A 25,583-nucleotide genomic window follows, 5' to 3' on the forward strand; every position below is an offset into this window, starting at 1 on the left:
TGTATTATATTATATAATGGTAAAAAATAACTTAAACAGGAGTTAATTATGGATAAAGAACTTATGAGAGGAAGTATTGATATACTTCTGTTATCACTTATAGAAAAAGAAGACTTATACGGTTATGAAATTGCAAAAAAGTTAAAAGAGAAAAGTGATGAACTTTATAGTATGGGTGAAGGAACCTTATATCCTGCACTGCAAAGATTAGAAAAAAAGGAGCTTATTCATTCTTATTGGTTAAGTTCAGAAAATGGTGGAAGACGTAAATATTACAGCATTACAGATAACGGCAGAAAAAAGTTGTCACAAAAACTTAGCGAGTGGGATTTACTAAATAAGCTGATTAATAATTGTAGGGAGGGATTTTCATGGAAGAGCTTGATAGATACATTAGTTCTATAGTAGCAGATTTAAAGATAAGTAAAAAAAGAAAACTAGAACTAATATCAGAATTTAAAGACCATTTAGAGTTATTAAAACTTCAATACATGTCTGAAGGATACTCAGAAGCTGAAGCTGTAAGAAAGTCTATAGATAGCTTTGGCGAAGTAAAACAACTGAAATTAAACATAATGAACTCTCTTTCAAATTATAGAAACAGAATAACTCTGCTGTTTGGACTATTACTAATTATATCACTTATCCTAATTGGCAACAAAATCCCTATGCCTGGAATAGATTTGGCTTTAAGTTCTAACTTATTGTCTACATCAGTGTTTTTTATGATGATCTTTATACCACTGGGGTATTGGGTACCAGTAATATTCTCAAAATCAAAGAAGAAGCTTGAGCTTTTATTACTTGCATTACCGTTGACTATAAATGTTATTATATTATTTAGCTTTTTTATGATGTCTTCAATAAGAATAAATTATATCATATCAATTTCTATAAGTAGCTTTTTAGGAGGCTTAATTGGATATATACTTCTAGTATCAGTTAATAAATTCTATATGATAAACATAAAACTTCTAACTCGTAACTAGACTTTTATGTTTGACACTTTTAAAGGTATTATACTGAAATTAACGGGTTATTCATCCAACGCTTTAATGAACTTACGCAAAGAATTAATCTAACTTCTCCTGTATAACCAATTAATTTTAACAATTTTCTTAAATAAAACCTTATCTTTTAATTTTATGAAATATATAAATTATGAAAAGCACTTGAGTTTATATAATAAATAAATTCAAGTGCTTTTCATTATTCTGTACAATTTCTATATCCTAAGCATTCTAACTCAAAAAATCAGTAATCTACCAGATTATGAGTCAATCTCCTCTATATCTTTGCTAAGGCCTTGTCAAACTCTGCAATAATGTCATCAATATCTTCAAGTCCAACAGAAACTCTTATCAGCCCTTTAGATATATTAGCTTTTTTAAGTTCCTCATCCGTTAATGCCCTATGAGATGTCTTTACTGGATATGAGACAGAAGTTGTTACCCCTGCAAGGCTTGGAACGAATTTTATACTTTCAAGATTTCTTATTAATTCATAAGCTCCTCTTTCTCCGTCTATGACATCAATACTTAGCATACCTCCAAAGTCATCTCCATTGAATAGTGATTTTGCCACCTCAAAGTAAGGTGAACTTTTAAGACCTGGGTAGTATACATTCTTTATCTTTTCATGTTTTTCTAAGTATTCAGCAAGCTTTAATGCATTCTCTGAATGCTTCTTTAATCTAAGTTCTAAAGTTCTTAAACTTCTTATTAAAAGCCAAGCATCAAAAGGACTCATCATAGGACCATATAAAGCACCTGTATTTCTTATGCTGTTTACATTCTCTTTGTCTGCAACTACAATGCCTCCAGTAACATCGCTATGTCCACATATATACTTTGTAGCACTATATACAACAATGTCTGCCCCAAGCTTTAACGGCTGGCATATTACTCCCGTAGCAAAAGTATTGTCAACAATAAGCTTTGCACCATGTTTATGCGACAATTCTGATATAGTTTTTATATCAATAACTTCCATCAATGGGTTTGATATAGTTTCCACATATACCACCTTAGTATTTTGTTTAAAATATTGTTCAATACTTTCATTTACCACATCTACAAATGTTACTTCAACATTAAATTTTGCAAGTTCTTGCTTTAAAAAGGTGTAGCTTCCACCATATAAGACACTTGCTGCTATTATATGATCTCCAGCCTTTACATTAGCAACTATCGACATTGCTATGGCTCCCATTCCAGATGAAAATACCTGCGCATCTTCTGCTTCGTCTATTCCTGCTATTATCTCTTCTAAAGCATCATGTCCTGGATTACCATTTCTTGAGTAAACATACCCTTCTTCTTCGTTATCATAAACTTTATCAAGAGTTTCTACATCATCAAACACAAATACTGAAGTCATTGATATTGGAATAGTCTTGGATCTTGAAACTGATTTAGGACTTTTTTCTCCTAAGTGAGTGAGTCTTGTACTAAAATTGCCTTTCATTTATAAATCCCCCAATCTTAATCTTTATATTTTTCTGAGTTCGTTGAAATTAAAATAACCAAACTTTATTCAGATTTAACTTCCTTTGAACCATGATTTCTAGCATGAATCCATCCTGCATATTCTTCAATTCCTTCACAAGTTGCTAGTGCCTGTTTTTCATTCAAATACTTTTTAGCATTGTTTCCATATATTTTCCTGTCCTCACCTATAGGACATACTTTTATACATACACCGCAGGGATACGCATAGGCATCCTTAAGCTTTGAATGGTATTCCGCACATTTTTTCTTGTCCATATTTGCTATAAGTGTTTCTGTAGTAGTATAAACACTAGCTGGACAGCATCTCTTACACATTTCACATTTAATACAAAGATCCTTATTTAAAAGTTCATCCGGCTCTATTACAGCATCAGTTAAAACAGATACCAATCTAACTCTAGGTCCAAATTCTTTAGTTAATAAAGTATGGTTATAACCTATAGTTCCAAGTCCTGCATACTTTCCTGCCAATACATGTGAAAAGGCAGCCGCTGGTTTCTTCACCAATATAGATATGTCTCCATACCCATCTCTTGGAAAATAAAAGGCTCTATGCCCTAATGTATTTAAATAATTCGCTAGCTTATAGGCTGTTTCATCTAATAATCTATTAGTTGTATTATATAATTCCGAGTAAACTATAGAAGGTGTAGTTTCAAGCATTGGCAAAAATATTTGTATTCCTAAAACAATTATTGACTTCGTTTCAGGCCATATATTTTGCGGAAAATACTCTGGCGATGTTTCTTTAAATTCATCCCATCTATCCACTGAAGCAAAGCCTATAATATTTGCCCCCATTTCCTTAGCTTTATTTATAATATCTTGTTTTAATTTATTACTTCCATTTATATCAGACATAAAAACTCCTCATTCTTTATTTATGACTAATTAACTTTAAAATTTGCATACACTGGTTCTCTAAGGTTAAATCATTGCAAGGATATATATAAATACCATTATTTATTTCAAACAAAATCAGTTCCTTTAGTTATCTGTAATTGACTTTATAAAATTGTAAATCATCGTTAAAAATCTTCCCTCCTTAAAAAAAACTTATCGTAAAGATTAAAAAAAATTATAACTCCTAAAAAACAAAAAAATCTCTTCACTGAAAGAGATTTTTATAACACGTTCCTTATCTTTCAGCATTGCTGCAGGATTTAGCACCATGTATGCAAATGAAACATACTGGTTGCTGGGTTTCAAAGGGCCAGTCCCTCCACCACTCTTAATAAGACTTTATTAAATTATTATTTTATTTATATAATATTTTCTATATTGTGTCAATAAGAAAATAATCTAAATTTATTATGAAAACATATTGACAATACTTATATACAAGATTATTATTGAGTTGTAACTCAATGAGTTTATGCTCATCAAATTAAGGTGGTACTATGACAGAAAATAAAAGACAAATTCAAAAAAGAGAAACTAGAAGCAAGTTAATAGAAATAGCAATGGAGCAGTTTAGCTTAAATGGTATTTTATCAACAAGGACCATAGATATTGCAAAGGCTGCTAAAGTGTCTCACGGCACTGTGTTTTCCCACTTTCCTACTCAAGAAGAGCTACTTATAGCTGTTATCAATGAATTTGGCAATAAGATTGCAACTCGTCTACATGAGTTGGTCAGTGAAGAAAGCACTTTAGAGGATTTATTAAAAGCACATATAACTGCGTTATCAGAGTTTGAAGCTTTTTATACTAGACTGATAATCGAAAGAAGACTTTTACCTGTAGAAGTTCGTAATGTGTATATTAGCATCAACTCAACTATTTCTCATCACATTAGTTTAGCTGCTGAAAGAGAAATATCTCTTGGAAACATACGTCCTCTTTCTATTGATTTACTTTATAACACTTGGGTTGGATTACTACACTACTATTTAACCAATGGTGACCTTTTCTCACCCAATAAGTCTGTACTAAAAAACTATGGAACACAATTATTACATCATTACATTAACTTGATAAAAATATAATTTTAGGAGGTAGTTATTAAATGAAAACTTGTATCGCATGTGGAATGCCTATGGAAACAGTCGAAGATTTCGCTAGTAAAGATGAACGAAAGGATTATTGTAAATATTGTGCACGTCCTGATGGAGCAATGCAATCTTATGAGGAAAAACTTAGTTCATTAACTAACTTCATAATCAAAACTCAGGGATTAGACACTAATGTTGCTAATGAAGTTGCAAAATCAATGATGGCTAAGCTTCCAGCTTGGCAAAAATAAAGTAATAAGGCTTTTGCATTTAATTATGCAAAAGCCTTATTATCTTATACTTTTCCTACTAATTGTTTGCTTTCATTAATATCTTTAGGAATTGCCATTTCTGGAAGCTTTCCGTCTAATGATAGATAGTAATGTCTAATTGGAGTTAGATCGTCATTAAGTTCATATACCAAAGGTGTTCCTGTTGGTATGTTAAGACTTGCTATACCGTCACTAGATATATTATCTAAATATTTAACCAAAGCTCTTAAAGTATTACCATGAGCAGCTATTATAACCTTCTTATCTTCTTTTAAAGCAGGAACAATTTCCTGAAACCAGTCCTGTAACACTCTCTTTTCAGTGTCAGCTAAGTTCTCTGTTAGTGGTAATTGCTCTTCTGACAATCCTTTATATTTTATCTCATGACCAGGATATCTTGGATCATCTTTACTAAGTTCTGGTGGTCTAACATCAACAAATCTTCTCCATTTATGAACCTGCTCTTCTCCATACTTTTCAGCAGTTTCTTGTTTATTTAACCCTTGAAGCGCACCGTAGTGTCTTTCGTTAAGCTTCCAAGAATTATGGATAGGTATCCACATTAGATCCATTTCGTGAAGTATTATCCACAAGGTTCTTACAGCTCTCTTTAATACTGAAGTATATGCAACATCAAAAGTAAATCCGTTCTCCTTAAGTATTTTACCTGCTTTTCTTGCCTCAATAAGCCCGTTCTCTGATAAATCTACATCTGTCCACCCAGTAAATTTATTCTCTAAATTCCAAAGACTTTCTCCATGTCTTATTAAAACTAATTTCTTCATAATTTCCACTCCTCTCATAGGTTCAGATATTCTATATTATTATTTATTTCAATATATAAAATTCTATAAATAATGATTTAATTTATTATTAATTTCTTCAGACATTTTCTATACTCTATGTTAATAAACTACAATTTTAGTTAATTGATAATTATTATCATTTCATACTTCTATTATACACCTTTCTTTTCGAAATTCCACTATTTATTAAAATTTTTCTATGCCTTTAATGTAATTTTCACCTTAAAGTTTATATGACATGTTTCTTTTACGGCCTTCTCGTCTGTTACCTTTTCAATGTACTTTTTTTGTATAGAACGCTAGATAAATTACAAATATATCTTCTTAATCCAAAAACGTTAAACTCATACTGGTATAGACTAGGTTTATAATATCAAATATAGCTTTAAGTCTTATATTAAAATTAAATTATTTTACTGCTGCTTTAAGTAAACATTTTCACAGCATTGACATTTAAGATCATTTAGAATTATAATAAGCATAAAATGAAGCGTCATTCTATGCTTGAAGCGAGGTAATATCATGGTTTACAAAAGTTCAAAGGAAACACAAGAAAGAAAAGACTTAAAAAAGAAACATATTCTTGAAACTGCAATAAAAGTTTTCTCAGTAAATGGCTATCATGGAACTACAGTTAAAGATGTAGTTGAAGCTGCAGATATATCAGTAGGAACCTTTTATTTCTATTTCAAAAACAAAGAAGACTTGTTTGACACACTTTATGATGATGTATCTGAAGAGTTTTTTAATGCTTTAATTAATTCTTTAGATAATATAAACAAAGAGATTGATTTAGGTTTTAGTAAGGCTATAGCTTTCTTTCTAAAGGTAATTGAGTTAAATAAGCCTCTAGCAAGAATTCTGCTTATTGAAGCAGTTGGTCTAAACCCTAGGTTTGAAAAGAGGCGATATGAGATAACCCAGAAGTATGTCAGCTATACTTCAAATTATTTCGAACAAATGAAGCAAGCAGGAATTCTTAAAACCCCTGATGTTAAGATATGTTCTTTAGCCTTCATTGGTACACTCTATAACGTAATTATGGAATGGCTTCAGAGTGATGCTCCTAATAGCTTAACAAACTATGCCTATGCACTCACAATTTATAACCTTCAAGCCTTAGGAATCACTTATGATGATAAAAATGTAAAACAAGGGATAGAGGACGTTCTTAAGAATATATCAATCCAATGCTAACAATATCCAAGATCTTTTATCCCAGTATATTAATTGATAATTTTAAAATCTATAGACCCGATAAAATCTAAAGCATTATTAGTCCACTACAAATTCTAAACACTAAATAAATTCAGTTTTAATAATTTTACCTAAAATATCAATAATACATGAAAGAATAAAGGAGATAAATACATGAGAAAGATGCTAAAATTTCGATGGGTTTTGTTAGCTCTATGGATAATTGCAACAGTTTTATTTACCATAAATCAACCTAACCTAAAGCAGATATTAAATCAAAAGGGTCAAGCTTCAATAAGTGATGATTCGCCATCAAAGCAAGCATCAGAGATGATAAACAAAATGGGAACTTCAAGAGGTGACACAGCTATATTTGTGTTTACTGATCCAAATAAACTAACTGATGACGAAATGAAGGATATCGAAAAAGGTATACAAAGCCTTAACGATAAGAAAGATTCACTAAAAATAAACGGCATAATGGATCCTTTCGGGACTCCTGAAGCTAAGGATCAAATGATTTCTAAAGATGGCACTACTCTAATAGCTCAAGTTACCTATGAAAAAGGTACTAGAGATAGTGAAACCATAATAAGTGGCTTTACAGATGCTTTGAAAGATGTTAAGACAACTCACTATATAACTGGTGAACTAGCTATAAATAATGATTACTTAGCTGCTACTAATAAAGGGGTAGATAAAAGTGCCTTCATTACTGTAGGTTTTATATTAGTAGTACTAATGATAATGTTCCGTTCAATAATCACTCCTTTTGTATCCTTACTTGCAGTTGGTGTTTCCTATCTTTGTTCTATGGGTATAATAGGAATATTAATCAATGCTTTCAACTTTCCTATAACAAGCTTAACACAAATGTTCGTAATTCTTGTGTTGTTTGGAATAGGTACGGATTATAATATATTACTATTTAATAGATTCAAAGAAGAATTAGGACATGGTCTATCAATAGATGATGCTATAGTTACAACTTATAAAACTGCTGGAAAAACAGTTATATATAGTGGACTTACAGTATTCATGGCATTTGCTAGTTTAACTTTTGTTAGCTTCCCAATATACCGTTCAGCTAATGCTGTAGCTATTGGTATAGCAGTTCTATTAATTGAACTTGTGACTTTAACTCCACTGCTTATGAAGCTACTTGCTAGAAAGCTATTCTGGCCTTCACATAATGTTTCAGGTCATAAAGAGAACAAGCTTTGGGAAAAGGTTACTTCAGCTTCAGTTAAACATCCTGCTATATCTATAATACTGGTGGCTGCTATAATAACTCCAGTAATAGCATTTAATAGTACAAAGCTATCCTTTGATAGTCTTAAAGATCTAAGTGCTGATACTCCTTCTGTTAAAGGCTTCAATCTAATTGCAGACAAGATGGGCAGAGGTAAAGCAATGCCTACTACTGTAGTTATCGAAAACAAAGATGCTATGGATAACAATGAAGACTTAGCAGTTATAGATTCTCTAACAGAAAAACTTAAGAACTTAAAGGGTATCGAGCAGGTTTCAAGTGTTACTCAACCAAAGGGAGATGCTATAGAGAACTTCTATACAAACTCTCAAACAAAGACTGTAGTAAACGGGCTAGGCTCTGCTAATAGTGGTGTAGGCCAAATAAATGATGGATTGAAAAAAATAGACAGTAGTCTTACCACTCCTGATTTTTCAAGTGTTAAAGAACTTTCAACTGGTACAGGTGCAATCCAAAACGGTATGGGTGCAGTTACAGATGGTCTTAAAAAGATAATCGACGGTATAGATCAAGGGGCTAATGGTGCCGATAAACTTACTGCAGGTATTTCAGGACTTAAAGGTGGAGTTGCTCAGATAAATGGAGGACTTCAAACTATACATGATAACCTTGCTACAATTCAACAAGGATATGCTGGTATCGGACAATTTTATAATGCTCTACCGACTCAAATATCATCGCTTAAACAATTTATTACAGCAATGAACGCTTCAGTAGATTCACTTGCAACAAAGGTTCCTGCTAATGATCCTGATATCTCTACCCTTAGAGGCACACTTGCTACTCTTTCAGCTACTTTAGATGGGCTTTCAGGAAAAGTATCTGAATTTAACGGAACCTATAATCAACTAACTACTGGATTAGCAGCTCTAAATCAAGGCTTAAATCAAATCATAGCTAGCACAGGGGCAAATTCACAATTAGTTCAAGGAATAACTCAATTAGAACAAGGTGAAGCTGGACTAGCAGATGGTTTAAGAAAAGGTAATGCTGGTCAAAAGACTATAATTGATAACATGGCAAAATTACAAGATGGTGCTGGGAAGATAAAAGATGGCCAAGATAAATTATATGAAGGTTTAAACAAATTAACTGGCGGTTTAACCCAGTTAAAAGATGGTATAGGTAAGAGCAGTGATGGTTTAGGCTCAATATATGATGGTATAAATAAAACTAATGATTTCTTAACACAATTGACAAACGGAACAAAGAGTTTCTTTATCCCTAAGGAAGCTTTTGAAAAATCAGACCTTACAAAAATGTTTGATGCTTATATGTCTAGCGATAGAAAAATAACTAAACTTACTATAAATCTTGATTCAGATCCATATGCAAAAGAATCTATTAAAACAATTGATGAAATAAATGAATTGGTAAAGAATGAGTTAAAAGGCTCAAAGCTTACAGATGCTAAGTTTGGGGTAGCTGGTCCAACAGCAACTACTAATGATCTAAATAGTATAGCAACCCATGATATAACTCTTACCCAAATAATAGTGCTTGGTGCTATATTTGTACTACTAGTTATAGTAATAAGATCCTTCTGGATACCTGTATATATAGTTGGTTCCCTTGTTGCAGCTTACTATACAGCAATTTCAGTAACAGCATTCTTAACATCAAAGTTATTTAGTAACGTAGACGGAATGTCTTGGAACGTACCATTCTTCTCCTTTGTAGTAATCGCTGCCCTAGGAGTTGACTATAGTATATTCCTTATGACACGTTTTAAAGAATATCCAAATACAGATCCAAAGGAAGCAATAATCCTTGCCGCTAAAAATGTAGGAGGTGTTGTAATGTCTGCAGCAATAATCCTTGCAGGTACCTTCGCTACATTATATCCATCAAATATACATGTTCTTATGGAACTAGCTATTTGCGTAGTTACTGGATTGTTCCTACTAAGCGTTGTATTACTTCCGGTAGTTATTCCTGCTCTAATATCAATACAGGAAAAGATAACTACAAAATCATCTGAAACAAGCTTTAATAGCGATTCAATAGATAACGAATATATAGCATAATATAAAAAAACACTGAAGCGACTTTCTTCAGTGTTTTTTTGTGCATCTGCCTTTTCTGAACGTATGTGAAGAATCTTATAGGCGGCATATTCTTCTTTTTTATTATTTAACTTATACTATATATTAAGTGTGTTCGCATAATTATCCACAGATATAATTTACATATAATTTTCTAAAGAATAAAAAAATCCACAGATTTGCATTTGTTTACTTGCAAGTCTGTGGATTTTATTATTTACTTTGTGGATATATAAGACATACTACTTCATATTGAAATCTATCAAAATAATGCTTAGTAGAATCACCAAAAGCATTATTTCGAGTTTAAGGATTGAAATAGTATGTATGTTCAGATGAATAGCACATTTTAAAGTAACTAATTATGCTGTAAATACGAATTCTAAAGAATTTTCATTTTTTTATTCTTTGTAATACATTATTTTCAACGCCTTCAATCTATATATTTCACATTAGCCACACTCTCCCTACAAGTATAAAATAATCTTGCTGAGGTAAAACTATATGTACAAATTTTACTAAACATAACGGAGGATAAAGCAATGTTGAACCAAGAAGAAACTTTAAAAATAGCAGATTGGCTAAAAGATACATTGCAAAATTCTTTTGATATAGAGTTCCGTCATTTAGAATTCAATGAAATAAAGGCTGATTTTCTGTACATTACTAGCATTTGTGACAGGCTTGTCATCCAGCAAAATATAATAACATCATTTTTTAGAAGCAAAGATCTTCTGGAATATAGAAACTATCTTATTTCATTTCCTAAAAGTTTAGAATCAACTGATAGGCAACTTATATTAGATAAGCTACTTCAGGGATCAGTAGCTGTATTTCTAGAAAATGCAGTTTTACTTTTTGATGCAAAGAACTTTCTAGAAAGTTCTATAGCAGAATCTCAAATTGAAACTGTTGTTCAAGGACCTAAGGATGCTCTTAGGGAAAATTTAGATACAAATTTAAATATTATAAGACAACGCTACCCAACAAAAGATTTAAAAATTGAGTTAAGACAATTTGGGACCTTAAATACTCTAGGTGCAATTATATACAACAACAGTATAGTAAATACCGAAGCCTTGGAAGAGTTGAAAACTTGTCTTCAAAAACTATCTAATAAATATACTGAATCAGTACAACAGTTACATAAATATTTGATGAAGCATAATTCATCAATATTTCCAATTGTACTACTGACTGATAGACCAGATAGGATAATTAGTACCCTTAATGAAGGTAAAATATCGATAATTATTGAAGGTTCTTCTTTTGCTATGATTCTACCATCAGTATTTTTTGATTTTATGTCATCAATGGAAGACGTATATCAATTACCTGCTATAAGTAAAGCTCTTTTAACATTAAGATACCTAGGATTATTTATAGCAATCATATTACCAGGTTTCTACGTAGGGATGACCTCATATAATCCTGAACTTTTTAAATTCCAATTGGCACTTTCTATTGCTGGTAACAGGGTTAGTGTTCCTTATCCATCATTTGTAGAGGTTATTTCAATGTTATTAATGACTGAAATACTATCCGAATCTAGTTCAAGACTTCCTAAAGTAGTAGGGCCAGCGGCAACAACAGTTGGTGGATTAATAATTGGTCAGGCAGCCTCTGAAGCAGGTTTAATTAGCAATATAATGGTTATTATTGTATCCGCAGTTGCAATATCTACTTTTCTTATACCAATTAATTCCTTCAACTATTCTATAAGAATTATTAAATATCCATTGTTAATACTATCCATATTTTTTGGATTGAACGGCATAATCGTTGGTATAATTGCGGTAACCTTATATATAGCAAACATAAGAAGTTTCGGACGACCTTACTTACAGCTGTTTTCAAAAAAAACTACAAAATAATTCTTAAAAGCTAAGAGGTAATTTCATGAAACGATACTTTTTTTATATTGTTTTAATTAATTCATTTACTAATATAATTATATTTCTTCCTGAGATTATTCTACCAGCCGTGAATGAGGGAGGCTTACTATCTATTTTTCTGTCTCTTCCTTTTGGCACTATTATGATGTACATTTTTTTGAAGACACTTATTAGATTTCCCAATAAAACTTTATCTGAAATCCTAGAAATAACGTGCCCTCGTTGGGTTCAAATAACCATTATGCTATTATTTGGTCCAGCTTGGTATATTTCAGGCTTGTTGATGCTATCTTCTACTTTAGATATGACAAATACCTTTATGGATCCTCATACATCAACATATTTGTTATTATTACTTTATGTGTTTCTAATTATTTATGCCATCAGAATGAAGGGTACAACATTACTTTATGTATTAGAGATATTTATGCTCTTTATAAGTCCTACAATTATATTTATATATGTAAAAGGAGTTACAGATCCTTTTTTCTGTTTTGATGCCTGTGTTGAAACCGTTTCAAATCTATTTACCTTACCAAAGTTATCAGTTTTTGCAGTAACAACTTATAGCTTCACTGGCTATACTGACATGGTTGTTTTTAATAAATATTATAAAGGTACATATCCACTTAAGCTTCTTTGGATATTTCCAATAACAGAGTTCCTTTTGATGTCATTTGCTTTTCTGATTCCTCTTGGCTTTCTTGGAACACAAAATGTTGATAACTATAACTTTCCCTGGATTACCTCTGCAGATTGCATGCTTATTAAAACTGGTATAATTGAACGTACTTTATTTATTTACTTATTAATTTACCTTGTAACTTCATTGGTAAATATAATTATTCATTGGCATGTTTCCTTAGATATATTTAAGCAATTATTTAAAAATCAGCTCAAATTAAAAAACACTAAATTAGCAAACCTCTTTATATTATGTGTTTTTGCTGTTATCCCTTTTTTCTACAAACACTTTGTGCCACAAATAAAGAGTGAACTTGTGGTTAAACTTTGGCTTTCACTTCGATTGTTCATGGAATTTTTCCTTGTTATGTTTTTAGTTTTTGTGACATATAATGCTCATAAAAAGGGGCGAATTTGATGCGAAAATATAAATTACTAATTTTAATTTTTTACATAAACTTAATTATAACTGGATGTGCATTTAAAGATATAGATAAAAGATTTTTTGTAGTTAGCATGGGAATTGATCAATCAGAAAAATCTGCTAACTCATATTTAGTAACATTAAAGTTAGCAGTCCCAAACACTGAGCCTAAAAGAGGTGAATCTAACTTTATAATGTTCACTCAAGAAGCAGACAATATTTCACAAGCAGTAGGTCTTATCAAGTCAAAAGTAGATAAAGAATTAGATTTTAGCCACTTAAAAGTAATCCTCTTTGACAAAAAACTTGCTTCGGCTGATATGAGAATTCCTATAGATTGGCTTGTGCGAAGAAGAGATGTACCAAAGAGTACCTTGGTTGGTATAGGTAGCCCTAGTGCAAATGCAACCATAGGAGAAAAGATTTATTTTGAACGCGTACCCTCTAATGCTTTAATTTTATCTTTAGATAGATCAGGTACAGTAACAAATTACATTACCACACAGTATTTATTTGATTTAGAAAGACGTCGTACAGAACTAGGATTAGATCCAATACTACCAATTATTGAGTCAGATAAAAGTAATAAGGATGGCGATATCAAAAACAGGACTAATAGCTATACCATAAATCAACTTGCTCTTTTTGAAAAAAAGAATTCTTTAAAAATCAAATTAATTCTAAATCCTGAAGAAACAAAATTATATAATTTAATTGCATCCTCACATACTAGAGTTAATTTCCATGTAAATTATCCACAATCTAATTTTGTTTTTGATATAAATGATTGTAAATGTAAATATAAGTTTGAAACAAATAATAAAGATATAACTAATATTAACCTAAAACTAACTGCTACAGGCTCTATAGAAGAAATCATAGGAAACTTAAAAGCAAATAATATTAAAAGATGTGAAGAAGAAGCTGAGCTATTTTTACAAGAAAGAATTCAAGCCTTGTTAGAAAAAATTCAAAGTAATGAGGTTGATCCACTGGGTTTAGGATTGCATTATCGAGCAAGACATTTAAATGCATACAATAGCAACGAATGGGAGGATTGGCAAAAGCTTTATCATAGCCTACAATTCAATGTGAAGGTTGATATTAAATTGAAATCAACTGGTATTACAAAATAGCAAATTGCACTTAGAAATAGTTACTATTTAGAGTATATAAATAATATACATATAATAAATACTTACTATCCATAGGAGCATTGTATGAAGTCACCTAATAACCCTTGTGATTTACCAACTTCTTTTCCGCCACAACATCAACCACAGCAACCTGGAATTGAATTTGTAATGAATCCAAGACCAGAATTCCAGCCCCCACCTGATTGTGTACTAAGAGAAAAAAAGCTTTTAGACAAGGTGGCATTAATAACTGGTGGAGACAGTGGTATAGGCAGATCAGTAGCCTTAGCCTTTGCAAAAGAAGGAGCAGATATTGCTATAGTTTACTTAAACGAACATATAGATGCAAAAGAAACAAAAGAGATGATAGAACAGTTAGGCAGAAAATGCATAGCCATTGCAATTGATATTTCTAAAGAAAAGAATTGCAAAATTGCTGTACAAATGGTGCTAGAGCACTTTAACAAGATAGATATATTGGTAAACAATGCTGGTGTCATCTATCCTCATTACAATTTTGAAGACATTACCGATAGTGAACTAGAATGGCTTTTTCATGTAAATGTGTTTTCGTACTTTTATTTCTCTAAAGCAGTGCTTCCTCATATGAAGCCAGGCAGTTGCATCATTAATACCTCTTCAATAGCCTCATTTATTCCTTATGGAATAGCTATAGATTATGAAGCATCAAAAGGTGCAATTACATCCTTTACTCAGTCTTTAGCAAAAAACTTAATTCGAAGAGGTATACGTGTTAATAGCGTTGCTCCAGGTGAGGTTTGGACACCATTAATTCCAGCTGCTTTTACAGCAGAAGCAACTGCTTCATGGGGATCTGAAACTCCCATGGGAAGATCTGCCCAACCTTATGAAATAGCTCCAGCCTATGTCTATTTAGCCTCTGATGAATCTAGTTATATGACAGGTCAAACTATTCATGTGTATTCTTAAAACTACAAATATTTGCTAAGCAAAAGAATCTCTGATTTCTCAGAGATTCTTTTTGATGTGGACTTATTCATAAACGTTTTTCTAAGAGTAATTGGTATTTTTGTAGGTAATTTAGGGAATTAAATAATATATTTTTTAGTCTTAAGCTAGAACTGTTAATAGTTCTTCATTAAGAGCTATAGACTTCTTATCTGTCTCAACAACATCTGCATAATTATCTGAATTAGTAACTATTACGGGAGTTGTTAATGTATAACCTGCTTCTTTAATAGCTTTAATATCAAACTCTACTAATACTTGACCAGCTTTTACACGGTCACCTTGTTTTGCTTTTGTAGTAAAATGCTTTCCACCTAATTCTACTGTATCCATACCTATATGGATTAGTATTTCAGCTCCATTGTCACTTGTGATTCCTAAAGCATGTCCTGTTGGGAATAATGTTGTTAAAACTCCATCTACTGGTGCTACTACTTTTCCTTCTGATGGTTCTATTGCAATTCCTTTTCCTAAAGCTCCTGATGAAAAAGCTTCATCTTTGATAACTGCTAAAGGTCTAACTTCCCCTTTTATTGGACTAACTAAAGTTTCTGCTTTTACTTCTATTTTTACGTTATTAGTAGTTGTTTCTTCTATATCATCTTCAAATCCAGTAAGCATCATTAATGTAAAGCCTATTACGAAACCTACTGCCATTGCAATTACTGCTCCATAGAATCCCTTATCCATTCCATTTGGTCCTATAAAACTTGGTATTCCGAATACACCCATACCACCCATTATATATAGGTTACTTCCTGCAAATCCAAGTATACCACCACCGATAGCAGCAGCTATACAGCTTAGTATAAATGGTTTCTTTTTAGGTAAAGTTACACCGTATATAGCTGGCTCTGTAACACCAAAGATACCTGAAATTACTGCTGGTATTGCAATTGATCTTAGTTTACTGTTCTTAGTCTTAAGTAATATAGCTAATACTACACCTGTTTGAGCAAATGATGCAGCAAATGTAGTTGCAAGTACTGGGTCATGCTTAAGTACAGCCATGTTGTTAATTGCTATAGGAACAAGTCCCCAATGTAATCCGAATATAACGAATACTTGCCAGAACGCACCTATAAATACACCTGCTATAATAGGACTTAAGTTGTAAATTGCTAATGTTGCTGCTCCAAGAAGCTTACCTGCCCATGTTGCAACTGGTCCAATAACTATAAATGTAAGTGGTACTATAACTAATAGTGTACAGAATGGAACTAAGAATGTCTTAACTACATCTGGAATTACTTTTTTAAATGCTTTCTCTATCTTAGCACCAACGAAAGCTGCTAATATAATAGGAATAACTGTTGATGAATAATCCATAAGTATTACTGGAATACCTAAGAAAGTTAAGTTTACATTTGATGCAAGTACTGTGCCACCAAATACTGTATATAATGGTTTAGCTGCAGTTAATGCCGCAATCTTAGGATAAACTAGTGATGCACCTATTGCCATACCTATAAAGTGATTACCTTTAAACTTTTGAGAAGCTGTATAACCAAGGAATATTGGGAAGAAGTAGAATAAACAATCTCCTATTCCGTTTAGTATTGAATATGTTCCTGAAGTAGCACTTAATAAACCTAAAGCTACGAATAAGGCATTAAATCCTTTTATCATACCAGTTGCGCATAAAACACCTAGTGTTGGAGTGAATACCCCTGATATGATATCGATGAATTTATTAAATGGACTCATCTTTTCTTGTCCGCTATCTTCAGAAGAAGCTGAAAAACCACCAATAGCCACTACATCTGCATATACGTCTGGAACATGGTTTCCTATAACAACCTGATATTGCCCACCACTCTTGATTACGGTTACAACACCATCCATCTTCTTTAAGACTTCTGTGTTCGCTTTACTTTCATCTTTTAATTTGAAACGTAGACGTGTAACACAGTGAGTTAAACTGTTAACATTTTCTTTTCCGCCGACATTTTTTATAATGTTTTTTGCTAAAGCTTCGTACTTCATATATAACTCTCCTTTTATATAATTTTGAATTTATTGTATTTTTTTACTTTTATGTTGGACAAAAAAGACGAGACCAAATAGGCAGTACGATTTACTCTATACTCACTAATTTGGTCTCGCCCGCTTAACCGGTTACGATCCAATAAATATTAACTTTATTAATTAAACACTACTATAGATGAGCTCGATTTAAACATAAAAGACCCTAACCAATAAAAAGAGTTATACTTGTCTCTTTTATCAGCCAGGGTCTTGCCTAATCGAATTAGTTACAATCCCATACATCAATATGTAAGCGTTTAATCTATGTACTTATAATAACTTGTTTTATTAAGCTTGTCAATAAGTTTTTTATAACTTTTTTATAAAAACCTTAACTTAACACTATAAGTCTTATCATCTTAAATAAGTATGAGCACCACCAGAACACTGGCAGCGCTCATTAGTTTAATCTTTACTTGTATCCTTTTTCTTTATCTAAAGCTTCATCTCTAATTTCATTTCTGAAAGAATTTAGCGCTTCTTCTCTTCTTTCATTCTTAGCCTTTAGATCTTGCTTAGTTTTTTCATCATCTGTTATTTCAATCATATCATTAGCTTTATGGATATTGTCTAAAGTATCGTTAATATGTTGTTGGATTTTATTCACGTTATCTCTTCTATCATCTGGGTTAACTTTCATGTTCAAACATCTCCTTCACTTAATAATATTTCTACTTTATTATGTGTTGGAGCATGTTTATTATACGTGAGAATAGTTTCAGTATATAGTTATAATTTCATCACTAATACATACAAATTAACTCTGCAATTATCAAATGTGCAATTATCAAATGTGCAATTCTAGGAAAAGCATAATCACAGTTAAAAAGTATTATTTTTATTAAGTACTTTATATATCAAAACTTAGTTTTTTATTAAACTTTATCCTTCTTTTTACTATTTTCATAATAGTACATTTTTGCAATAACTACACTACTATTATCGCAAGCTCTATACTTATAGTATATTTTTTCTTTATATAGTTGTTTATTAATTAAATGTTGTTAAATATTTGTATACAGATAGACAACCTTATTAAGCTTATATTTCTAGGGCTTTCTTTCCCAATCAAGTATAGCATTAAAGCAGTTTTCCAATAGAACTGTATCTCTTTGCAATTACTTCAGAATATATCTATCATCTTACAATATTGTTAATATTTCGCAAACTTCATTAATAGCAAAATTTTATTTCTAATTATGTTAAATTGCAATCCAACAAACAGCTAAATTTTCAATTTACATCTAATGAATTATTCAGAGGTATACTAGCTTATAATTTCTTTAAAAAAGTGAATTCATAACTCGTATTTCATCAGTTTTTATAAATCTATTTCCTTCAAATAATCTATCATATATCAAGTCCATGTAATCGAGCCCCTTATCCAAGTTCATGATTATGAAAAAACTAAGGTACCTTTTCAGATACTTTGAGGCCACACCATGAAAGATTGATAGCCATTTTTTTAAATTGGGCCAAAGATATTTTATTCTATACTCTTTCTCAACCTTAATATATTTACTTTTATTATGTCTCATCGCCACTGAGTTTATATTGCTGTCTCCGTATGCAGCAATATATGAGTTTTTTTCTATTTTAAAATAAACCTTTTCATTGAAAGCCACCTTATTCCAGTGATGCTTAAATATTGGTTTTATAAACATAGTGTCTTCTTGTCCTTTTGCACCAATAACCCAAATGTTCTCTCTTGGAGTTGCTTCGGCTAGTATTTCTGCATCTCTGCACCCTTTAAAATTCTCTTTTACAATAACTTTTCCTATATGTACAACTCCTGATAGACTATCTGGAATTGAGTCTATGCTCAACGCCTTAAGTATTTTGTGTCTCCAATAAAAAGCTGTGCCAATACTGATGTTTAGCTTTTCTGCGCAAAACTTCAAAGTTTTATTTTCCGTCATTAATTCAGTAAACTCCAGCCAGGTTCTAGTATTCTTTTTTGAATAATTCCATAGTGAATTAGTTGTACGCGAAAAAGTTTTTTCACACACTTTGCATTTATATCTTTGAATTCCATTATAAAAGCCATATTTAATATGCCAAGTTGATCCACAAAGTGGACACGCAGTTACAACTCTATCTTTATAAAAATCTCTTTTTAGAACCTTGTTAGTATGCAGATCAAATCTTTTCAATTCAACATCGTGCTGTAGCAAAAGGAACACCTCTCTAAGAAAATCTAATAATTAAGCTATCCTCTTAATGCTTGCCACATATTGAGCTTTCTAATCATTACCAACATTTATTTGATAAATAGTTTTATGCTAGAAAAACTTATTGAAGCTTCCTTCTTCATTAAGTTTTTTTGAATAGCAGCATTTTCTGAACATAAGTGTAAGAGATTATTTCAGTAGAATAAGTTTTACTCATAAAAATATTAAAGTAATGATACTTTAGATGATACATTGATGAAGCAAATTAAATAGAACTTATGTATATACAAAAAAACTATTACAAGATGGTATAACTTCCATCGAGTAATAGTCCTAAATATCATAATAAATAAATTAATTAATTTATATTTATTGTATTCTATTAGAGTACTTTGTTGAAATTAAGTTGTTAGCCATTTATTTAATCAACTCATCGTAGTTGTTCTTAATAACCTTAAATACTATATCTTGAAAATCTATATCTTCACTCAAAATTCTAAAATCTTTTACTGTAGCTTTTATTATTGATTTTATATTTTTAAATTCTCTCACCAGAAACCGTGAGAGTTTTAAAGATAGATTTCGGTTCGAAGTGGTACATCTATACCAGTATCTATAACTGTATTACTTTGTGCCTAATCGAAACAATTTTATATATTTAACTAATTTTTCAACTTCACAAAAAGAATTTGTATATACAGGATTAGTTCTTTCAATCACAAATATCTTAAGCTTTCTATCAATTGCAGCTTTAATCTTCTCTTCAGTTCCACCTTCTACTCCGCTATCTTTTAAAACTATTGCCTTTGCATTATATTCATCTATAAAGGCAAGATTTAGCTGATAGCTTATTGGACCTTTTATAGCAATTACATCTTCTGTTTTCACACCAAGTTCATAGCATTTTTCCATTACCTTAGTTGATGGAAGAACTCTATGTATGATCCTATTATCAAGGTTCATATCCATTAACTTTCCAATGTTATTACTCCCAGTTGTATTTAGTATGGCACCCTTAACATCAAGTAGCTTCTTGTAAAGTTCATCGTAGCTCCCAACGCTTATTATATCTTCTTTGTAGTTTTCTACAATCGATGGTCTCTCATATCTTATATATTCTATTTTAAGCTCTTTGCAAACCTTGATAGCATTTTCTGTTACCACCTGAGCATATGGATGAGATGCATCTACAAGTATAGTAGATTTATTATCAATTAAGAATTGCTTCAAAGCTTCAGCATCTAAAGGTTTAGTATTTAATATCTTATATCTATAATCCTTTAATAACTCTCCACCATAATTAGTAGCTGTGGAAACAGCTATATCCTCTGTAAATTCATTAAGTAGAGAAAGAATCTTCTTCCCTTCAGAGGTTCCTAGTATTAAAGTTATCATAACTTATATCCTCTAGGAGTTACAAAGTAGCCATCCTTAATATAGCTTTGGCTGTTTCCTATAATAACTATTGAAAGCATATCTGCCTTTTCATAATCAAAAGTATCTAAAGTTGATATAGTAACTTCTTGTCCATCCCTCAAGGCATTCTTAACAAGTGCCACAGGAGTATCTCCTGTTCTATATTCTCTTATCGAATCTAAATTTTCTTTTAGATATTCTGATCTACCTTTGCTTCTAGGATTATATAGAGATATAACAAAATCTCCTTCTGCAGCTAGCCTTACTCTTTTCTTAATAAGTTCATACGGAGTCATAAGATCGCTTAAACTGATATTGCATGAATCATGCATAAGAGGTGCACCAACTATGGAACCAGCTGCTGATGAAGCAGTTATCCCTGGAATAACTTCAACTTCTTCATCTTTTCTAAGCTCAAGAATTAAACCAGCCATACCATATATGCCCGAATCTCCAGTGCTAATTACTGCAACAGTACTATCTTTACATAATCTTAATGCTTCTTTACATCTTTCTTCTTCACCCATCATACCTGTTGAGAATATCTTCTTCCCATCTAATATGGGTTTGATAAATTCTATGTATCTTGTATATCCAACTATTATTTCACTTTCCTCTATTGCTTCCTTAGCTCTTATTGACATATGTTCAATACCGCCAGGGCCTATTCCAATAACATATAATTTTCCCATTATATTTCCTCCACTCCTATACATAAAGTCATTCCGTCAATACTTAGTTTTTCTGTTATAAGTGTACCTCCAAAAAGTTCTACAGAAGGTTCACAAACTGCTCTAACACCTATTGTCTTTTCTACAAAGTCACTACCTTTGTATCTATGCTGTATCTTCTCGATTTCTTTTATTGATGCTATCTTAAAATCAGCATCTAAGTACTCTGAAAGTCTTTTTATAGCCTCTTCATTCTTTTTCACTTCAACTGTAGCCACAGTTTTCACAGCACTTTTATGAAACCCAAATTCCTTAAGCTTTCCTATAACAATTTCTCTCATCTTATCAACTGAATAGTCTTTTCTGCAACCTATACCTAAAATAATATTTTTTCTTATAAGGCATAAGGTTTTATCTTCATTTAAATATTTATCTTTATTAGTAACTACAACTGCCCCTGATTTTTCATTAGTCTTATTACTATTTAGATTATTATGATAACATGTTTTTTCTACCTTTTCAGCGTTACAGCTTTGCATATCATAATCTCCGTCAATATACCCCTTTGGTGTAGATATTTTTTTCTCTTCATCAACAAAAACTACTTTTTCTCCTGCAACTAAAAGTGCTGCTATCTCTTTAGCCTTTTTTAAATCATCTATTACCAAGTTATTATTTTTAGCTATCATATCTGGAGCGATAAGGCCCATATTATCAGTAGCTGTTGTTATTATAGGCTCAGCTTTTATTAGCTTTGATATTTCAATAGTCAGTTCGTTTGCTCCCCCTAAATGCCCACTTAGAAGACTTATTACATACTTACCTAACACATCAATAACCAATACTGCTGGATCCTTATCCTTTGATTTTATATAAGGAGCAATTGCCCTTACTGCAATTCCTGTAGAAGTAAAAAAAATCAAAGCATCATATTTTTGCTGCTTAAAGATTTCACCAACTACTTCTCCTATGCTAAAGACTCCATTATCATTTTTATTAAACAAATCTATCGGAATATATTTATTTATATTTCTATAGAGTTTTTCTCCTTGGCTATTAATGCAAATTGCTGCTATCTTCATCTATTACTTTATTCCTTCTCTGAACATATGAGTAAAACTCTTATCATAAAGCTTACTTTTTTCATATTCACAATCTATAAAATCTCCAACTAGTATCTGAGCACACTTAGTTATTTTTGCATCTTTAACCTTTTCTGCTATATCATCGAGAGTTCCATATATCACTCTTTCATCCTCCCAAGTAGCTCTTTCAACTACAGCAATAGGAACATTTCTTCCGTATCCCTTTCTTAGCTTCCCTACTACCTTTTCAATCATGCTAATGGAAAGGAATATCGCCATAGATGCTCCTATTTTAGCTAAAGCTTCTAGGTCCTCAGTTTCAGGTACTGGAGTTCTCCCTTCAACTCTTGTAAGGATTACTGTTTGAGTAACACTTGGAAGAGTAAACTCACTCTTTATAGAAGCTGCCGCTGCTGTAAAGGAACTAACCCCTGGAACTACTTCGTAATCTATTCCTAAGATTTTAAGTTCATCCATCTGTTCTTTTATAGCTCCGTAGATTGAAGGATCACCAGTATGTAGTCTAACTACTTCCTTCCCTTCAGCTTCACTTTTTCTCATAACTTCTATAACTTCATCCAAATTCATTGAAGCCGAATTGTAGATCTCCGCTTCTTCTTTGCAAAACTTTATATGCTCTTCACTTACCAAAGAACCCGCATATATTACAACATCTGCTTTCGATAGTATATCTCTACCCTTTACTGTAATTAAATCCACATCCCCTGGACCCGCACCAATAAAGTAAACCATTTATTATCCCTCCTATATCTTTAACCTATCTATTCTATAGAAACCTGCATATTTCATGATTGTATAAACTCTTAATACTACTATGTTTAAGACTACTTTTAATCAACACCGTTATTAAACTTACATAATGGTCACGCCTCTATCTATGCGCAATAATTAAAGCCATATACTCTCTGTTCTTTATTATATCGGCTCTATCGCGTATAACTTCTTGTCCTTCTCTTCCAGCTTTCTTTATATAAACATATGTAAAGCCCTTTTCTTCTAAAATATCGATTATTTTTTCCTCTTGCTTATATACCTTCATAAGTACAACATTCTTCTCATCTGTTATCTTATCTATCTGATTGCCTGGAAGTATCAAAAGTGGTTCATCCCCTATAACTAGTGGTTCTTTTGCAAGACTTGCACAAGCACAGAAGGAAGTTATTCCTGGAACAGTTTCTGTCTCATAGCCATGCTCTTCTATATGCTTTAATAAGTATATATAAGTGCTATATACGAAAGGATCTCCTATTGTTAAAAATGCTACATTTTTTCCTTCTTTAAGCTTCTCTTCAACCGCCTTAAAAGCTTCAAATATCTTAGCCTCTTGTTCTTCTCCCCCCATTGGAAAATGCTTTACTAATACTTCAGTATCTTCTTTTATATAATCCTCTGCAATTTCTAATGCTATACTCTTTCCTCCAGCCATCCCACTAGGAACGACTACAACTTCACAGCTCTCAATGACCTTAACTGCTTTTATGGTGATAAGCTCCTTATCCCCAGGACCAACGCCAACTCCATATAACTTTGCCATAATATCCTCCTAATAATTTAATTACCGTTCTTTCAATTACTGAATCTAATATCCTACTAAGTTAAACCTTGCAACCAACTTCTATATGTTAATTTTCTACTCAAAATTACTCTATTCACGAACTTAAAGTTATTTATAAAGATATCCTTCTATTTGAATTAAGTTTTTACGGATGTACACTTCGTAATAAAATTTATATTTTTAAATTCTCTCACCATAATCCGTGAGAGTTTTAAAAATAAATTTCGGATCAAAGTGGTACATCTTTACTTCTTTGTTGCTGTAATTATAAAAATAGGATTATTAGCTGTAAGCATGAGACTTTTTCCCTTTGCTTTACTTACTGCAAGCTGAGTACATTCTAGCTCATACCCTAATTCTCTAAGGCAATTTACAGCGGTATACAGATTATCTATAGTTATAAAGTTTAGTACCATATTTCTATTGGGTTTTAACTTATTTCCATATACCTTTATTATATCCTGCAGATTTCCACCACTTCCGCCTATAAATATTCCGTCATATTGACCTTCCACTAAGTGTTCCACCTCAAGTGCTTCTCCACTTATAATTTGCATGTTTTCAACATTAAACTTTTCCTTATTCTTATGTAAAAGCTCTAATGCTTCTTCATCTTTTTCTATAGAAATTACTTTTCCCTTTGTTACAGCTCTACTCATTTGAACGGATACTGAACCTGTTCCAGCACCTACATCTAGCAGGTTATAACCTTCTTCAATTGCTAGCTTTGCTATACTAACTATCCTTACTTCTTCCTTAGTCATAGGACAGTTGCCTCTTATGAATTCTTCATCTTTAATATAAATCATTTTCTATCACCACCACTGATAGCTCATCAAAAGCTCTATTCATTAATTCTTCTGGATTTCCACTTGAAATTACTTCATCCTCGTAGGATAAATTCTCTCCTACATAAACCATTGCTGCTATATTCTCTTTATATAACCTTCTGCATAGGCTATCTGGACTATTGTTTTTATCTGTTAGCCATATGGATAGTTTATTTTTCTTTACTACTTCTAAAAAACTTTCTTCTCTTCCATGAAGACTACCTAAATGACTATTTTGCCATGACTTATTTAGTTTAGCCATAAGATATTGAAAAGAGCTTAATCCAGGAATAACTTGTATTTCTCCTTCATATTTGGTTCTTATATAATTTGAAATTCCATAAAAACCTGGATCACCAGAAGCAATCACTGAAATATTCTTATGTTTATTTAAGTTTGCAATACTTATTATTTCTTGTAAACTACTAACGGTTGCTATCTTAGCCTTAACATGGTTTATGCTCTCTATTGCCCTAGAAAAACCTAAGATTAGATCCGAAGTCTCAAGTATTTCTGTAGCCTTTGGAAGTATGTACTCCTTACTTCCTGGCCCTATCCCTACTATATATAGCATAAAAAA

23 protein-coding genes and 1 riboswitch are annotated in these 25,583 nt (G+C 31.7%); of the genes, 10 read left to right on the forward strand and 13 right to left on the reverse strand.

Going from position 1 to position 25,583, the window contains the following annotated elements:
• Window positions 1–48 precede the first annotated feature (48 nt).
• Both bsdtw1_RS18540 and bsdtw1_RS18545 read left to right on the forward strand, forming a co-directional pair.
• Complete coding sequence (locus bsdtw1_RS18540) at window positions 49–405, forward strand: PadR family transcriptional regulator (protein WP_183279010.1); 357 nt, start codon at window positions 49–51, stop codon at window positions 403–405.
• Window positions 372–989 (forward strand): permease prefix domain 1-containing protein, encoded by a 618-nt coding sequence (locus bsdtw1_RS18545; RefSeq protein WP_183279011.1) that lies wholly within the window; start codon window positions 372–374, stop codon window positions 987–989. The genes bsdtw1_RS18540 and bsdtw1_RS18545 overlap by 34 nt, the downstream gene beginning before the upstream one ends.
• 298 nt (window positions 990–1,287) lie before the next feature.
• On the opposite strand, the gene bsdtw1_RS18550 is transcribed toward bsdtw1_RS18545, so the two are convergent.
• Together bsdtw1_RS18550 and bsdtw1_RS18555 are read right to left on the reverse strand one after the other, a co-directional pair.
• The gene (locus bsdtw1_RS18550; RefSeq protein WP_183279012.1) at window positions 1,288–2,466 is read right to left on the reverse strand and encodes a trans-sulfuration enzyme family protein; all 1,179 of its coding nucleotides are present in this window, start codon (window positions 2,464–2,466) and stop codon (window positions 1,288–1,290) included.
• Window positions 2,467–2,531: 65 nt separating this feature from the next.
• Complete coding sequence (locus bsdtw1_RS18555) at window positions 2,532–3,371, reverse strand: epoxyqueuosine reductase (protein ID WP_183279013.1); 840 nt, start codon at window positions 3,369–3,371, stop codon at window positions 2,532–2,534.
• Between the two features lie 274 nt (window positions 3,372–3,645).
• A riboswitch (SAM riboswitch) is annotated at window positions 3,646–3,751 on the reverse strand.
• 159 nt (window positions 3,752–3,910) lie between these two features.
• Here bsdtw1_RS18555 and bsdtw1_RS18560 point away from each other — a divergent pair.
• Window positions 3,911–4,498 carry a TetR/AcrR family transcriptional regulator gene (locus bsdtw1_RS18560; protein ID WP_183279014.1) on the forward strand — a complete coding sequence of 196 codons (588 nt, stop codon included), beginning with the start codon at window positions 3,911–3,913 and terminating at the stop codon, window positions 4,496–4,498.
• 20 nt (window positions 4,499–4,518) lie between these two features.
• Window positions 4,519–4,755, forward strand: coding sequence for a zinc ribbon domain-containing protein (locus tag bsdtw1_RS18565; protein WP_183279015.1), 237 nt, complete (start codon window positions 4,519–4,521; stop codon window positions 4,753–4,755).
• A gap of 44 nt (window positions 4,756–4,799) precedes the next feature.
• Here the strand turns inward: bsdtw1_RS18565 and gpmA are convergent, their stop codons facing one another.
• A complete protein-coding gene (gene gpmA, locus bsdtw1_RS18570; RefSeq protein ID WP_183279016.1) occupies window positions 4,800–5,561 on the reverse strand; it encodes a 2,3-diphosphoglycerate-dependent phosphoglycerate mutase in 762 nt (253 codons plus the stop codon).
• A gap of 543 nt (window positions 5,562–6,104) precedes the next feature.
• Between gpmA and bsdtw1_RS18575 the strand changes: the two genes are divergently transcribed.
• The 6 genes from bsdtw1_RS18575 to bsdtw1_RS18600 all read left to right on the forward strand — a co-directional run bounded on the left by bsdtw1_RS18575 (window position 6,105) and on the right by bsdtw1_RS18600 (window position 15,187).
• On the forward strand, window positions 6,105–6,779 hold the full coding sequence (locus bsdtw1_RS18575; RefSeq protein WP_183279017.1) for a TetR/AcrR family transcriptional regulator: 675 nt from the start codon (window positions 6,105–6,107) through the stop codon (window positions 6,777–6,779).
• Window positions 6,780–6,953: 174 nt separating this feature from the next.
• On the forward strand, window positions 6,954–10,079 hold the full coding sequence (locus bsdtw1_RS18580; protein WP_183279018.1) for an MMPL family transporter: 3,126 nt from the start codon (window positions 6,954–6,956) through the stop codon (window positions 10,077–10,079).
• A gap of 560 nt (window positions 10,080–10,639) precedes the next feature.
• Window positions 10,640–11,971 carry a spore germination protein gene (locus bsdtw1_RS18585; protein ID WP_183279019.1) on the forward strand — a complete coding sequence of 444 codons (1,332 nt, stop codon included), beginning with the start codon at window positions 10,640–10,642 and terminating at the stop codon, window positions 11,969–11,971.
• Between the two features lie 25 nt (window positions 11,972–11,996).
• Window positions 11,997–13,094 carry a GerAB/ArcD/ProY family transporter gene (locus tag bsdtw1_RS18590; RefSeq protein ID WP_183279020.1) on the forward strand — a complete coding sequence of 366 codons (1,098 nt, stop codon included), beginning with the start codon at window positions 11,997–11,999 and terminating at the stop codon, window positions 13,092–13,094.
• Entirely contained in the window at window positions 13,094–14,236 is a 1,143-nt protein-coding gene (locus tag bsdtw1_RS18595; protein WP_183279021.1) for a Ger(x)C family spore germination protein, read from the forward strand. The genes bsdtw1_RS18590 and bsdtw1_RS18595 overlap by 1 nt, the downstream gene beginning before the upstream one ends.
• 84 nt (window positions 14,237–14,320) lie before the next feature.
• Window positions 14,321–15,187 (forward strand): SDR family oxidoreductase, encoded by an 867-nt coding sequence (locus bsdtw1_RS18600; RefSeq protein WP_183279022.1) that lies wholly within the window; start codon window positions 14,321–14,323, stop codon window positions 15,185–15,187.
• Between the two features lie 141 nt (window positions 15,188–15,328).
• Here bsdtw1_RS18600 and bsdtw1_RS18605 read toward each other — a convergent pair whose 3' ends face one another.
• From bsdtw1_RS18605 to cbiE, 10 genes are all read right to left on the reverse strand, one after another.
• Window positions 15,329–17,212, reverse strand: coding sequence for a beta-glucoside-specific PTS transporter subunit IIABC (locus bsdtw1_RS18605; RefSeq protein WP_183279023.1), 1,884 nt, complete (start codon window positions 17,210–17,212; stop codon window positions 15,329–15,331).
• A 454-nt stretch (window positions 17,213–17,666) separates the two neighbouring features.
• Window positions 17,667–17,894, reverse strand: a complete 228-nt coding sequence (tlp, locus tag bsdtw1_RS18610; protein WP_183279024.1) for a small acid-soluble spore protein Tlp — start codon at window positions 17,892–17,894, stop codon at window positions 17,667–17,669.
• 643 nt (window positions 17,895–18,537) lie between these two features.
• Window positions 18,538–19,428, reverse strand: a complete 891-nt coding sequence (locus bsdtw1_RS18615) for an IS1/IS1595 family N-terminal zinc-binding domain-containing protein (RefSeq protein ID WP_183279025.1) — start codon at window positions 19,426–19,428, stop codon at window positions 18,538–18,540.
• Between the two features lie 621 nt (window positions 19,429–20,049).
• On the reverse strand, window positions 20,050–20,820 hold the full coding sequence (locus tag bsdtw1_RS18620) for a cobalt-precorrin-6A reductase (protein WP_183279026.1): 771 nt from the start codon (window positions 20,818–20,820) through the stop codon (window positions 20,050–20,052).
• Window positions 20,817–21,533, reverse strand: a complete 717-nt coding sequence (gene cobJ, locus bsdtw1_RS18625) for a precorrin-3B C(17)-methyltransferase (protein WP_183279027.1) — start codon at window positions 21,531–21,533, stop codon at window positions 20,817–20,819. Before cobJ ends, bsdtw1_RS18620 begins: the two co-directional genes overlap by 4 nt.
• Window positions 21,533–22,594, reverse strand: coding sequence for a cobalt-precorrin 5A hydrolase (gene cbiG, locus bsdtw1_RS18630; protein WP_183279028.1), 1,062 nt, complete (start codon window positions 22,592–22,594; stop codon window positions 21,533–21,535). Before cbiG ends, cobJ begins: the two co-directional genes overlap by 1 nt.
• 3 nt (window positions 22,595–22,597) lie before the next feature.
• Entirely contained in the window at window positions 22,598–23,350 is a 753-nt protein-coding gene (cobM, locus tag bsdtw1_RS18635) for a precorrin-4 C(11)-methyltransferase (protein ID WP_183279029.1), read from the reverse strand.
• Between the two features lie 139 nt (window positions 23,351–23,489).
• Complete coding sequence (locus tag bsdtw1_RS18640; protein WP_183279030.1) at window positions 23,490–24,152, reverse strand: cobalt-factor II C(20)-methyltransferase; 663 nt, start codon at window positions 24,150–24,152, stop codon at window positions 23,490–23,492.
• Between the two features lie 266 nt (window positions 24,153–24,418).
• Window positions 24,419–24,982, reverse strand: a complete 564-nt coding sequence (gene cbiT / locus bsdtw1_RS18645; protein ID WP_183279031.1) for a precorrin-6Y C5,15-methyltransferase (decarboxylating) subunit CbiT — start codon at window positions 24,980–24,982, stop codon at window positions 24,419–24,421.
• A complete protein-coding gene (gene cbiE / locus bsdtw1_RS18650; protein ID WP_183279032.1) occupies window positions 24,969–25,577 on the reverse strand; it encodes a precorrin-6y C5,15-methyltransferase (decarboxylating) subunit CbiE in 609 nt (202 codons plus the stop codon). The genes cbiT and cbiE overlap by 14 nt, the downstream gene beginning before the upstream one ends.
• Window positions 25,578–25,583: the final 6 nt, after the last annotated feature.

The organism is Clostridium fungisolvens (assembly GCF_014193895.1).
Classification (GTDB): Bacteria; Bacillota; Clostridia; order Clostridiales; family Clostridiaceae; genus Clostridium_AR; species Clostridium_AR fungisolvens.